Origin of the sequence: Bacillus sp. 3G2, assembly GCF_044324725.1 — a bacterium.
Lineage (GTDB): Bacteria > Bacillota > Bacilli > Bacillales > Bacillaceae_G > Bacillus_A > Bacillus_A mobilis.
The window spans coordinates 3,958,542-3,972,196 of record NZ_CP172246.1 but is presented as its reverse complement, the minus strand read 5'-3'; the positions used below and the strand labels follow the sequence as shown (position 1 = coordinate 3,972,196).

The 13,655-nt window shown below is 35.8% G+C and carries 11 protein-coding genes; 9 read left to right on the top strand and 2 right to left on the bottom strand.

Annotation, left to right across the window (positions count from 1 at the left end; translation table 11 throughout):
- The first annotated feature begins 103 nt into the window (after nt 1–103).
- From dxs to ACHZK0_RS20255, 7 genes are all read left to right on the top strand, one after another.
- On the top strand, nt 104–1,996 hold the full coding sequence (dxs, locus tag ACHZK0_RS20285; RefSeq protein WP_097864733.1) for a 1-deoxy-D-xylulose-5-phosphate synthase: 1,893 nt from the start codon (nt 104–106) through the stop codon (nt 1,994–1,996).
- A gap of 3 nt (nt 1,997–1,999) precedes the next feature.
- Nucleotides 2,000–2,839 (top strand): TlyA family RNA methyltransferase, encoded by an 840-nt coding sequence (locus tag ACHZK0_RS20280; protein WP_395760832.1) that lies wholly within the window; start codon nt 2,000–2,002, stop codon nt 2,837–2,839.
- A 142-nt stretch (nt 2,840–2,981) separates the two neighbouring features.
- A complete protein-coding gene (argR, locus tag ACHZK0_RS20275) occupies nt 2,982–3,431 on the top strand; it encodes an arginine repressor ArgR (protein WP_001032581.1) in 450 nt (149 codons plus the stop codon).
- Between the two features lie 268 nt (nt 3,432–3,699).
- Nucleotides 3,700–5,439 (top strand): DNA repair protein RecN, encoded by a 1,740-nt coding sequence (gene recN, locus ACHZK0_RS20270; protein WP_073516461.1) that lies wholly within the window; start codon nt 3,700–3,702, stop codon nt 5,437–5,439.
- Between the two features lie 118 nt (nt 5,440–5,557).
- Entirely contained in the window at nt 5,558–6,856 is a 1,299-nt protein-coding gene (spoIVB, locus tag ACHZK0_RS20265; RefSeq protein WP_063260843.1) for a SpoIVB peptidase, read from the top strand.
- Between the two features lie 287 nt (nt 6,857–7,143).
- Nucleotides 7,144–7,938 carry a sporulation transcription factor Spo0A gene (spo0A, locus tag ACHZK0_RS20260; protein WP_033656399.1) on the top strand — a complete coding sequence of 265 codons (795 nt, stop codon included), beginning with the start codon at nt 7,144–7,146 and terminating at the stop codon, nt 7,936–7,938.
- A 290-nt stretch (nt 7,939–8,228) separates the two neighbouring features.
- A complete protein-coding gene (locus ACHZK0_RS20255) occupies nt 8,229–9,755 on the top strand; it encodes a glycosyltransferase family 39 protein (RefSeq protein WP_262740596.1) in 1,527 nt (508 codons plus the stop codon).
- A gap of 186 nt (nt 9,756–9,941) precedes the next feature.
- Here the strand turns inward: ACHZK0_RS20255 and ACHZK0_RS20250 are convergent, their stop codons facing one another.
- Nucleotides 9,942–10,088, bottom strand: a complete 147-nt coding sequence (locus ACHZK0_RS20250) for a YycC family protein (protein WP_016125813.1) — start codon at nt 10,086–10,088, stop codon at nt 9,942–9,944.
- 50 nt (nt 10,089–10,138) lie between these two features.
- On the opposite strand from ACHZK0_RS20250, the gene ACHZK0_RS20245 reads away from it, so the two are divergent.
- Nucleotides 10,139–10,867, top strand: coding sequence for a glycerophosphodiester phosphodiesterase (locus ACHZK0_RS20245; RefSeq protein WP_262740597.1), 729 nt, complete (start codon nt 10,139–10,141; stop codon nt 10,865–10,867).
- A gap of 161 nt (nt 10,868–11,028) precedes the next feature.
- Here ACHZK0_RS20245 and ACHZK0_RS20240 read toward each other — a convergent pair whose 3' ends face one another.
- On the bottom strand, nt 11,029–11,262 hold the full coding sequence (locus tag ACHZK0_RS20240) for a DUF2627 domain-containing protein (RefSeq protein ID WP_001190187.1): 234 nt from the start codon (nt 11,260–11,262) through the stop codon (nt 11,029–11,031).
- 137 nt (nt 11,263–11,399) lie between these two features.
- On the opposite strand from ACHZK0_RS20240, the gene ACHZK0_RS20235 reads away from it, so the two are divergent.
- On the top strand, nt 11,400–13,472 hold the full coding sequence (locus ACHZK0_RS20235; protein WP_262740598.1) for a sigma-54 interaction domain-containing protein: 2,073 nt from the start codon (nt 11,400–11,402) through the stop codon (nt 13,470–13,472).
- Nucleotides 13,473–13,655 lie beyond the last annotated feature (183 nt).

The window sequence follows — 13,655 nt, the reverse complement described above, 5'->3', positions numbered from 1 at the left end:
GGACAAGGTGAAAAATAAAAAAAGATAATTTCTTGTTTTGTGTAAATGTTTTTTATAATATTTGACATGTTGACAGATTATGAAATGAAAGTGAGTGATCCATGTGGATCTAACGCAAATTCAAAACCCTAGTTTTTTGAAAGATATGTCTATCGGTGAACTAGAGGGATTGAGTGAGGATATTCGTAAATTTTTAATTGAAGAGCTCTCTCAAACAGGTGGACATATTGCACCTAATTTAGGTGTAGTAGAACTCACAATTGCTCTGCATAAATTATTTGATAGTCCGAAAGATAAATTTTTATGGGACGTAGGACATCAATCCTATGTACATAAAATTTTAACAGGACGTGCAAAGGAATTCGGTACATTAAGGCAATATCAGGGCCTATGTGGTTTCCCAAAACGTTGCGAGAGTGAGCACGATGTATGGGAAACTGGCCATAGCTCGACATCATTATCTGCTGCAATGGGAATGGCTCTAGCACGTGATTTAAAGAAAACGAAAGAATATGTTATACCAATCATTGGAGATGGTGCTCTAACAGGCGGAATGGCTTTAGAGGCATTGAACCATATTGGACATGAAAAAACAGACATGATTGTTATTTTGAATGATAATGAAATGTCAATTGCACCAAACGTTGGTGCGCTTCATAATGTGCTTGGACGTCTACGTACCGCAGGGAAATACCATTGGGTAAAAGATGAACTAGAGTATATATTAAAGAAAATCCCAGCAGTCGGTGGGAAAGTTGCTGCGACAGCAGAGAAAATAAAAGATAGTCTTAAATATTTACTAGTATCCGGTGTCTTTTTCGAAGAATTAGGCTTTACATATTTAGGTCCAGTTGATGGGCACGATTATGAAAAGTTATTCGAAACGTTGCAATATGCAAAGAAAACAAAAGGCCCAGTGCTTGTTCATGTTATTACGAAAAAAGGAAAAGGTTATAAACCAGCTGAGAGTGATGTTATTGGAACTTGGCATGGAACAGGGCCTTATAAAATTGAATCAGGTGACTTCGTTAAACCGAAAGAAGTTGCACCAGCATGGAGTGCTGTTGTTAGTGATACAGTACTTAAGCTAGCGAGAACGGATGAGCGTATCGTTGCAATTACACCTGCAATGCCTGTTGGATCGAAACTTGAGAAATTCCAAAAAGAATTCCCGGATCGTATGATTGATGTTGGTATTGCAGAACAGCATGCTACAACAATGGCAGCGGGTATGGCAACGCAAGGTATGAAGCCATTCTTAGCGATTTATTCAACATTTTTACAAAGAGCATATGACCAAGTTGTTCATGATATATGCCGCCAAAATTTAAATGTCTTTATCGGAATCGATCGCTCTGGTTTAGTAGGAGCAGATGGTGAAACGCATCAAGGTGTGTTTGACATTTCATTCTTACGTCATTTGCCGAATATGGTACTTATGATGCCGAAAGATGAAAATGAAGGGCAACATTTAGTATATACGGCGATGCAATATGAAGATGGACCAATCGCATTACGTTATGCACGCGGTAATGGACTTGGTGTTCATATGGATGAAGAATTAAAGGCGATTCCAATCGGTTCATGGGAAACGTTAAAAGAAGGTACACAAGCGGCTATTTTAACATTTGGTACCACAATACCAATGGCAATGGAAGCAGCTGAGCGTCTTGAAAAGGCTGGAATTTCAGTGAAAGTAGTGAACGCTCGCTTTATTAAACCGATGGATGAAGCATATTTACATGACCTCTTAGGAAAAAATATACCGATTTTAACGATTGAAGAAGCTTGCTTAATCGGCGGTTTTGGAACGGGAGTAGTTGAATTTGCATCTGAGAACGGGTACCATAGTGCGTTAGTTGAAAGAATGGGTATTCCAGACCGTTTCATAGAGCACGGTAGTGTAACAAAATTATTAGAAGAAATAGGTTTAACGACAGAAGCTGTTGTAGACCGTATTCATACAATGATTCCATCAAAACAAAAAAGGGCGTAACAAATGAGTGCAAAAAAAGAAAGAGTAGATGTACTATTAGTAGAGCGAGGACTTATAGAAACACGTGAGAAAGCAAAACGCGCCGTTATGGCCGGACTTGTATATGCAAATGAGATGAGACTTGATAAGCCAGGAGAGAAGATCCCACAAGATACGGAGATTACGGTGAAGGGACAAGTTATGCCGTATGTAAGCCGTGGTGGTTATAAACTTGAAAAGGCACTAGAGACATTTCATCTGGATTTACAAGATAAAGTTATGATAGATATTGGTTCATCAACTGGTGGCTTTACAGATTGTGCGCTTCAAAACGGAGCGAAATTATCTTATGCATTAGATGTAGGATACAATCAACTTGCATGGAAATTGCGTCAAGATGAGCGTGTTGTCGTAATGGAACGGACAAACTTCCGTTACGTGACACCAGCAGACTTAGACCGTGGTTTACCGCAATTTGCTAGTATCGATGTTTCATTTATATCATTAAAGCTCATACTGCCGGTTTTAAAAACAATGCTTATGCCTAATGGAGATGTAGCGGCGTTAATTAAACCACAGTTTGAAGCTGGAAGAGAGCAAGTTGGGAAAAAAGGTATCGTTCGTGATCGAAAAGTACATGAGGCTGTCGTGGAAATGATTGTCGACTTTGCTATAAAAGAAGGATACGACGTAGAAGGTTTAACATTCTCACCAATTACGGGCGGGGATGGTAATATTGAATTTTTAATTCATCTGAAATGGCACGGTGAACGCGAGAATGGCGAAAATCATTCTCCAGTTTCTGTTGAGCAAGTAGTTACAGAGGCGCATGATGTCCTAAAACAAAAAGGAAAAGAGGAATAACATATGTTGTTCCTCTTTTTGTTGTAATTGTATAATGATTGTAAAAACAATTGTGTACAAGCAACGAATTATAAGTTAACATAAATAAGTGAAGTATACCAATGTTTAAACTATGGTAAGAGATAGTGTGAGGTGCAAATGTATGAATAAAGGTCAGCGCCATATTAAAATCAGGGAAATTATTGCGAACAAAGAAATTGAAACACAAGATGAATTAGTTGATATTTTACGTAATGAGGGATTTAATGTAACGCAAGCAACAGTATCGCGCGATATTAAAGAACTGCACTTAGTGAAAGTGCCATTACATGATGGTCGCTATAAATATAGCTTGCCAGCAGATCAACGATTTAACCCGTTACAAAAATTAAAACGCAATCTAGTGGATTCATTTGTAAAATTAGACACGGCAGGACATATGCTTGTGCTAAAAACATTGCCTGGTAACGCTCATTCACTTGGAGCACTTATTGATCATTTAGAGTGGGATGAGATCATCGGAACCATCTGTGGTGATGATACTTGCTTAATTATTTGCCGTACACCTGAAGATACAGGTGTTGTCTCTGATCGTTTCTTAAATATGTTGTAACAAAAAAATCTTGTTTGCTTTCCTCTGTAAAGTGGAAAGTGAACAGGATATTTTTTATTGGTTAAAAATGTGAATTCTTAATTGTAATATAATATTTTCTTTGAATAAAATTAGAAAATAGGTGGATTGACCCGTAAAACAAATGTTTGGTACAATGGAGCGGTTAGAAAAGTAATTTATACATACAAACATATAGTATGAATATTTGAATGAAGAACTGAGAAAAGCCCTTAATAGGGGATTAGTCTATAACGAGGTGAATGGGGCATTGTTATCGGAATTATCGATTAGAAACTTTGCTATTATTGAGGCATTAAATATTTCTTTTCAAAAAGGATTAACGGTTTTAAGTGGTGAAACAGGAGCCGGAAAATCGATTATTATTGATGCGATTAGTTTACTTGTAGGTGGCCGTGGTTCAGCGGAATTTGTTCGATACGGAACAGAAAAAGCTGAGATAGAAGGGCTATTTTATGTAGAAGATGATAAGCATCCATGTATTGAAAAGGCAGAAGAATTGGATATAGAAATAGAAGACGGCATGATTATTTTGAAGCGTGATATCGCTGCAAACGGAAAAAGTGTATGTCGTGTAAATGGGAAACTGGTTACCCTTAGTATATTAAAGGAAATTGGAAAAACACTTGTTGATATTCATGGGCAGCACGAAACACAAGATTTAATGAATGAAGAGCGTCATATGTTTATGCTTGATCATTTTGATGGAGATCGCATTGTTAAACAATTGGGTATATATCAAAATGTATACGCTGACTATGAGAAATTAAAAAAACAGTTAAAATCGTTAAGTGAAAATGAACAACAAATGGCGCATCGTTTAGATTTAATTCAATTCCAGCATGAAGAAATCCGTAAGGCGGATTTAAAGATGGATGAAGAAAATGAATTAACTGAAGAACGATTGCAAATTTCTAATTTCGAAAAAATTTACAAAGCATTAGGCGATGCATATCGCTCATTAAGCGCTGACGGACAAGGATTAGATAATATACGAAGCGCAATGGGACAAATGGAGAGTATTACACATTTAGATGAAGTGTATCAAGAAAACCATGATTCAATTGCAAATAGCTACTATTTATTAGAAGAAGTTGCATATCAACTTAGAGAAAAGCTCGATATGATGGAATATGATCCGAATCGTTTAGACGAAATTGAAACGCGTTTAAATGAAATTCGTATGCTAAAGAGAAAATATGGAAATACTGTAGAAGAGATTTTAGCGTATGCAGATAAAATTGAACAAGAAATTTTTACGATTGAAAATAAAGACGTTCATATTGAAACGACGAAGAAGCAATTAAAGGAACTAGAAAGTGTTATTCTGAAAGAAGCAACGTCGTTAAGTAATATGCGTCATGAGCTTGCAGAGCATCTTACAAATGCCATTCATCAGGAATTAAAAGAATTGTATATGGAAAAAACAAAATTTGAAGTGAGAATTATGAAGCGAGTAGGAAATGCTGAAGAGCCTCTTGTAGAGGGAGCACCGGTAAGACTTACGGCGGATGGCTACGATCATGTGGAATTTTATATTTCAACAAATCCAGGTGAGCCGCTAAAACCACTTTCAAAGGTCGCTTCTGGCGGAGAGTTATCTCGTATTATTTTAGCTTTAAAAAGCATTTTTTCTAAGCATCAAGGTGTTGCATCAGTTATCTTTGATGAAGTGGATACTGGTGTAAGTGGTCGAGTTGCACAGGCTATTGCGGAAAAAATTTATCGAGTATCAGTAAACTCGCAAGTACTTTGTATTACGCACTTACCTCAAGTGGCTTCAATGGCGGATTCGCATTTATTTATTCGAAAACAAGTAGCGAATGATCGAACAATTACATCAGTTACCGTTTTAACTATGGAGGATAAAGTAACCGAAATCGCTCGAATGATTTCTGGTGTGGAAATTACAGATTTAACGACAGAACATGCGAAAGAATTACTTACGCAAGCGCATCATTTTAAACAGACAGCAGAGGCTATCCAGTAATGGATAGCTTTTTTTCTCAAATAATGATTTCTTAATTCTTCCGGTTATAAATAAAGCACTGCAAGGAGAGATTAAAAAGTGAAGCCAAAAGGCTGAATGTGGGGTAGGAGCGAGGAGAGTGAACAAATTGAAATTAGAAAGATTTCGCAAAATAATAGGTATTTGTCTCCTTGTTTCTTTAGTTTTTATTGGGTGTTTTAAACCGCTTCGGACGTTTATTTCATCTCCGAAGCAACTTGTTGTTTTTGAAGGACAACAATCAGAAATAGCGTCATTACCGGTTTTTAAAGCCTCATCTACAGATCGTCATGTGTTTACAGTAAGTTCAAATGAACAAAAACAAGGACTTATGGTAAATTCTCATCAAAATGGTGAAGCAGATATGGTGTTTCAGCTTGCTGGTTTTCCAGTAAAAAAAGTAAATGTGAAAGTATTGAAAGATTTTAAAGTTATTCCAGGTGGACAATCAATTGGTGTGAAGTTAAATACAAAAGGGGTACTTGTTGTAGGCCATCATTTAATTCAAACTGAAAAAGGGAAAGTATCTCCTGGTGAGACAGCTGGTGTGCAAATTGGAGATATGATTACTGAAATTAATGGTAAAACAATTGAAAGAATGAGTGATGTAGCACCATTTATTCATAATAGTGGTGAAACAGGTGAACCGCTTAATCTTGTTTTGTTAAGAGATGGAAAACACATCCGCACTAAGTTAACACCACAAAAAGACAGTGGAGAATCGTCTTATCGCATTGGTTTATATATTCGTGATTCGGCAGCTGGAATCGGAACAATGACATTTGTTCATCCTGATTCTATGAAATATGGGGCACTTGGTCATGTCATTTCTGATAACGATACGAAAAAGCCGATTCAAGTCGAAGATGGACAAATTATGCGTTCGACGGTTACATCAATTGAAAGAGGTAGTCATGGGAATCCAGGAGAGAAATTAGCGAGGTTCTCACCAGATCGTGAAGTGATTGGTAATATTACAATAAATAGTCCATTTGGTATATTCGGGAAATTAAATACAAATATACCAAATGGTGTAATGGATAAAGCAATGCCGATTGCACTATCTCATCAAGTAAAAGAGGGACCAGCAAAAATATTAACAGTTATTGATAAAGATAAAGTGGAAGCGTTTGATATTGAAGTTGTTAGTACAGTACCGCAAAAGTTTCCGGCTACAAAAGGCATGGTAATAAAAGTCACAGACAAACGTTTATTAGCGAAAACGGGTGGTATCGTACAAGGCATGAGCGGAAGTCCAATTGTACAAAACGGAAAAGTAATTGGTGCTGTTACACATGTATTTGTAAATGATCCAACATCAGGATATGGTGTTCATATTGAATGGATGTTACATGAGGCTGGAATTAACATTTATGAACAAGAAAGAAAAGCGAGCTAATGATTAATTAGCTCGCTTTTCTGTTGAAAAATTCGTTGAAATTTTGTAAAAGCTCCGCAAGAGGTGTTTTTTGTTGTAAAATAAAAGAAAAGGGTTGAACGTTTCGTTGTATTTCTATGATGGAATGTGTTGCGAAAGGGAATAAATGAGCGATAAACATATTTTTTTGTGATTTTATCGGAAAGTAACAAACTTTAAAAGGGAATTTTCACACAATTGTCGAACAATTCATGTAGCCTAGAAGGATACACATGTCGGAGAATCGATTCGGTAAGGGAGGAAAAGCTGTGGAGAAAATTAAAGTATGTCTTGTGGATGATAATAAAGAATTAGTATCAATGCTAGAGAGTTATGTAGCTGCTCAAGATGATATGGAAGTAATCGGTACTGCTTATAATGGTCAAGAGTGTTTAAATTTATTAAATGATAAGCAGCCGGATGTACTTGTTTTAGACATTATTATGCCACATTTAGATGGTCTAGCTGTACTAGAGAAAATGCGACATATTGAAAGGCTAAGACAGCCTAGCGTAATTATGTTGACAGCATTTGGACAAGAAGATGTGACGAAAAAAGCAGTTGACTTAGGTGCTTCATATTTCATATTAAAACCATTTGATATGGAGAATTTAACGAGTCATATTCGTCAAGTTAGCGGTAAGGCGAACGCTACCATTAAACGTCCACTTCCATCTTTCCGCTCAGCAACGACAATAGATGGAAAACCGAAAAACTTAGATGCAAGCATTACGAGTATCATTCATGAAATTGGTGTGCCTGCTCATATTAAAGGGTATATGTATTTAAGGGAAGCGATCTCTATGGTGTACAATGATATCGAATTACTGGGATCTATTACGAAAGTATTGTATCCAGATATCGCGAAGAAATATAATACGACAGCAAGCCGCGTCGAGCGTGCAATCCGTCACGCAATTGAAGTAGCATGGAGTCGAGGAAATATTGATTCTATTTCGTCCTTATTCGGTTATACAGTATCCATGTCAAAAGCAAAACCTACGAACTCTGAGTTCATCGCAATGGTTGCGGATAAGCTGAGACTTGAACATAAGGCTAGCTGAGATTAGAATCGGTAAGGAGTTTAAGCTTTAGTAAAGCTTAAACATTCTTAAAATTTATACTTGATATTAAATGTAAAACCAATAAACTTTGTATTTAATGACCAATGAATGTTAGAATTCGTTGGTCTTTTTATTTCCTTCGATTTAAGGGTTTTGAGGGAATATATAAATTTATGTGGAAAAATGCAGTGAACATAAGGATATGTACAGGAAATACGTGAGTTTGACATCATAATCTCTATAACGTATCATTGATTGGGAAAAGTTAAGAGATATAGGAGAATGGATGAATGACTTTTAAAAAAATAGTGAATCGAGCTTACCCAATCATTGTTATGACGGTGTTTTTATTTATATTTTCAATGATAGTAAGTAAATTTTTTATCCCGAAAACAATTTTAATGAGTGGTGAATTTCCTTATCCGACTGAGGAGTATACTCCCAAAAAGGTCGGTGCTGTTATAGGGGCAACGTTGCTTTTATTTGCGCTCTTCTTTATGTATTATAAATGGGTTATTAATAAAATGAAAAGAACGTACACAAGTATTATGATTGCTTTAGGTATCGTAATTATTTTAACGATGGAAATAATTATTACTTCCATAGCATTTAATCCTGTTGTAGGAGACTATGCCATCCTTAAAGAAGGAATTGTCTCTGTGTTTAAGGGAGATAATCATTTTTTAGAAATGGGACAGCTTCTATTTTATCCATATAATACACATATTGTATTATTAGGAGGATATTTTGCTAAATTGGTAGGAAGTGTAGATATAGCAATAAAAATATTACCAATAGTATGTATAACAGGTAGTATCATTTTAAATGTATTGATTGTAAAGAAAATTACAAACTTTAAAGTTGCTCACATATCGATTGTGTTATCTGTGCTAAACATTTTTGTATATTGGCAGGCGCCAGTTTTTTATACGCATACATTAGTAATATTTTTTATTTCAGCAACGATGTATACATATTTATGTTTGAAAACAGCGGAAACCAAAAGAATGAAGATTATTTTATGGATTTTATTAGGAGTTTTCGCAGCTTGTACTTATATTATAAGACCGACAGCATTGGCGGTAGCGTTAGCGATTTTAATTGAAAATATTTTTAAGTTTCGTAAGGAGTATTCCGTAAAGGTATTAAGTAGTGTTATATTTTGTTTAATCCTTATTGTAAGTTTTAAAGGTATAACGACAAAGTTAAATCTCAGCACCGATAATGAAATTGAAAAAATTCCATATACCCATTGGGTACAAATGGGCTTGAATAAAGATACGTATGGTGTTTGGAATCAGGCGGATACAGATTATATTAATGATGAAAACATAAAAAATACAAAGGATTTGGATGAACATAATAAAAAAGTTATAGTACAGCGTTTTAATGAACTTGGCGTAATGGGGTATGTACGGCATTTAAATGAAAAAATAACTAGAGAATGGGTATCGAGTCAGTTCTCCATGTACCGTATTGGAGAATGGTTTGAGCAGAAGAACGACACGATAACTAATTACGTATCGAACTATAGTACAACGAATTATAAAATCGTTACTGTATATTCGTATGTTATCAAATTATTTGTTTATGTAGCTGTTCTGGCGGCTGTTATACTTTATAAAAAGAAAGATGAAAATGAATCGGAAGTTATACGGATTGCGATGATTAGTACGTTAGGGGTGTTTACTTTCTTATTACTATGGGAAACAGCTCCTCATTATACTTATGAAGCATTTGCATTTATGAATATTCCAGCTTCTTTAGGATTATATAAATTGTTTATGATTTTTAACAAAGAAAAGAAAAATGCATAATTTGAGTAATTGAAACGAGTAGTAAGAACCCCCTCTTTTATTAAAAGAGGGGGTTTAATGTATTGATTATAAATGTTTGAAGAAAAGATTAAATGGAATCATAGTATATCTGTTAAAGGATTTTAGTAGGGAAGTCATCCATGATATAATAGAAAATAATAAAAAGCCCTGCAAAACAGGACTGTATTATTCTTTGTCTTTATTTTGTTTTTCTAATTCAACTAACTTTTGAATTAAAATGTGCTGCGGCATGTGCATCAGTTGTTCGAGTGGAACACCTAATGCTTTTGATAGGCGGACTGCAGTGTCTGGAGAAATTTGTAATGGTCTCATAGAAGTACCTCCTTTTTCGTATAGTATAGCATAAGATTGGGGGAGTGAGGATGACTCTTATATTTGCACATCGTGGTGCAGCGGGAACGTACCCCGAAAATACAATGATTTCATTTGAAGCAGCTGAATCTTTTAGAGCAGATGGAATTGAACTTGATGTTCAATTAACGAAAGACGGAAAGGTTGTCGTCATTCATGATGAAACAGTGAACAGGACAACAAATGGAAAAGGTGCGGTTCGAAATTATGTATATGAGGATTTATGTAAATTAGATGCGAGCTACACATTCAGTGATAAAGTAGGATTTTGTAAAATACCTCTTTTAGAAGAGGTGTTAGAATGGATTGAAAAAACAGAGTTGCTACTTAATATTGAACTTAAAAATAATAAAATCCCATACAGAGGTTTAGAAGAAGAAGTTATAACGCTTGTGCGGAAATATAATCTAGAAGATCGTGTTATATTTTCTTCATTTAATCACTACAGTATGAAAAAGTGTCATATGATGGCTCCTGATATTCAAACAGCGATTTTATATCGCGAAGGTTTGCATAGTCCATGGGCGTATGCAAAAAAAATGGGTGCTACAGCAGTACACCCGAATTATCGTTATCTGCAAGATGCCGTTGCTGAATTAACAATGGAGAGTGGTGTAGAGGTTCGTCCTTATACAATTAATGAAGAAACGCTTATGCGAAAATATTTTGATATGAATATTTCAGCGATTATTACTGATTACCCTGAAACGGCAAGAATGTTATTGCCAATAAAAAAATGAGACCGCGTGTAACGGTCTCATTTTTTTATTTTTTATTTATCCCGCTATTTGCGGGCAGTAAGACCCCCGCCTCAAAATTCAGTGAAAGCAAAGAAGTTAGGTGGGAGATCCACTGCCCGTAAAAGCCCGATTGGTGAGGGCTGATAATCAGTGGGGCTTTCTTATCTTCTAAAGCGAGCTTGTACTTTATTTCGTTTACGGTCTCGGTGTAAGACGAAGCCACCAAAAATATAAAACCCGAGTGCGAAGCAAAGAGCGCCAATTAAAAATTGTAACCACAGTATAGAAAGTGGAGGAAATAGAATCCCAAATACAGTATCTCTCATTAACTTAATGCCAAACACAGCTAATGAAATAGGGATGAGTGCTAATAATAGAGCAAGGTAACGCTGCATATAAACGCTCCTTTTCGGATTATTTTGTTTATTTTAATGATGTTATATGGAAAGGGGGTTTGTCAAGAGGGGGGCTGAACGAGTAAGATAAGGGTGTGAAAAATTTTGCAGAGATACTTCGAGAGGAAGTGTAATATATGAAACAAAAAGTGTTAATTGTTGGTGCTGGTGAAGGTGGCAGTACACTGCTCAATCTGTTACAAAGTTCAAATATATTTCAAATTATAGGGATTATTGATATAAATCCGTTAGCGAAAGGATTACAAATGGCTACGGAATATGGGGTTACGATTGGAGAGAGTGTAACGCAGTTTCTTACTATGCACATTGATGTAATGTTTGATATGACAGGTGACGCTGATTTACATAAAGTTTTATTAAAGAAGAAGCATAAAGATACGCTGCTTATACCAGGCGATATTGCGAAAATTGTTACGAGATTAGCACATGAGAAGGAAGATTTAATTGGAAAGTTAGAAGAACAAACGCAGCAAGGGGATTTAATTTTAAATTCTACACATGACGGTATGATTGTGATTGATCGAGAGGGACAAGTTCGTCTGTTTAATAAAAGTGCAGAGCGTATTATCGGATATAAAAAAGAAGATGCGGTAGGGAAATATATTTTAGAAGTTATTCCGACTAGTAAATTGCTTCGTATTATACGTACGAAACAAATAGAAGTAAATTATGAACTGACATTAGAGAATGAAAAGAAAATTATTACAACCCGTATTCCGATATTAAAAGAGGGAGGAGAGGTACAAGGGGCATTTGCTATTTTTAAAGATATAACAGAAGTTGTAGATCTTGCGGAAGAAGTTACAGATTTAAAAGAGATTCAAACGTTACTTGAGGCAATTATTAACTCATCTGAAGAAGCGATTTCGGTCGTGGATGAAAAAGGAAGAGGGTTAGTAATTAACCCTGCCTATACGAAATTAACAGGTTTAACAGAAGAGGACATTATTGGAAAGCCAGCTACAACTGATATTGTAGAAGGTGAAAGTATGCATATGAAAGTACTTCGAACGCGTAGAGCGGTACGAGGGATACATATGAAGATTGGGCAAAAAAAGCGAGATGTAATTGTAAACGTAGCGCCAGTCATTGTGGATGGGATATTGAAAGGGAGCGTTGGTGTAATTCGTGACGTATCAGAAATTCAAAAGTTAACAAATGAGTTGAATAGGGCAAGGCAAATTATTCGAACGTTAGAAGCAAAATATTCATTTGATGACATTGTCGGAAAATCTGATGAAACAACGGCGGCTATCGAGCAGGCAAAACTTGGGGCGAATACACCAGCAACAGTATTACTACGCGGAGAATCTGGAACGGGTAAAGAATTGTTTGCACATGCCATCCATAATGGAAGTAATCGAAAATATAATAAGTTCGTTCGTGTAAACTGTGCAGCTATTTCGGAGACATTGCTAGAAAGTGAATTATTCGGTTATGAGGAAGGGGCATTTTCTGGCGCGAAAAGAGGCGGAAAACGTGGATTCTTTGAGGAAGCGAATAACGGTAGTATCTTTTTAGATGAAATAGGGGAACTATCTGCAAATACGCAGGCGAAACTCCTTCGCGTGTTGCAAGAAAAAGAGATTGTAAAAGTTGGTGGAACGAAAGCGATTCCTATCAATGTTCGAGTAATTGCAGCGACACATGTGAATTTAGAAAAAGGCATTCTAGAAGGAGAGTTTAGGGAGGACTTATATTATCGATTAAATAAAATTCCAATTCAAATTCCATCTCTTCGTCAGCGTAAAGGGGACATACCGGCAATCGCAGAAAGATTAATTCAAAAAATTAATCAAGATTATGGCCGAAATATAGAGGGGCTCACGGATCCAGCTATTTTATATTTACAATCATATGAATGGCCAGGAAATGTGAGGGAGCTTGAAAATATTTTGGGGAGAGCTATTATCTTTATGAATTATAACGAGACCTATATTGATGTACACCATTTACCGCCATTACATAATGAAGAGCAGGTGGAGTCAAAGCAAACTCATTTGTTACCCGAGTTAGAGGAAAAGCCACTTGAACATTTAGTGACAGAGTTTGAAGGGAATATCATTCATGAATATTTAGAGAGGTTTGGCGGAAATAAAACACAAACGGCAAGAGCGTTAGGAATTTCGGTCCGAAATTTATATTACAAGCTAGAAAAGTATGAGTGTGCAAAAAATAGCATGCAATAAATTGCGTACCGTGCAATTTATTGCATGGTATACAAAATACGACAAATCAAGACAGAATATTTTGTTATTTTCCAAAGTATTGATTTTACTGCATTTTGAATGCGTTTTCATTATTGGTAAGACCACTTTGAAAAGTTGGCACGGTATTTGCTTTATAAAAAGACGAGGGACGACGGAAAGGGT

What these genes read in the sequence shown, in the direction of transcription:
- ACHZK0_RS20280 (WP_395760832.1), top strand. Translation starts at nt 2,000, where the DNA reads ATGAGTGCAAAAAAAGAAAGAGTAGATGTACTATTAGTAGAGCGAGGA.
- argR (WP_001032581.1), top strand. Translation starts at nt 2,982, where the DNA reads ATGAATAAAGGTCAGCGCCATATTAAAATCAGGGAAATTATTGCGAAC.
- ACHZK0_RS20255 (WP_262740596.1), top strand. Translation starts at nt 8,229, where the DNA reads ATGACTTTTAAAAAAATAGTGAATCGAGCTTACCCAATCATTGTTATG.
- ACHZK0_RS20250 (WP_016125813.1), bottom strand. Translation starts at nt 10,088, where the DNA reads ATGAGACCATTACAAATTTCTCCAGACACTGCAGTCCGCCTATCAAAA.
- ACHZK0_RS20245 (WP_262740597.1), top strand. Translation starts at nt 10,139, where the DNA reads ATGACTCTTATATTTGCACATCGTGGTGCAGCGGGAACGTACCCCGAA.
- ACHZK0_RS20240 (WP_001190187.1), bottom strand. Translation starts at nt 11,262, where the DNA reads ATGCAGCGTTACCTTGCTCTATTATTAGCACTCATCCCTATTTCATTA.
- ACHZK0_RS20235 (WP_262740598.1), top strand. Translation starts at nt 11,400, where the DNA reads ATGAAACAAAAAGTGTTAATTGTTGGTGCTGGTGAAGGTGGCAGTACA.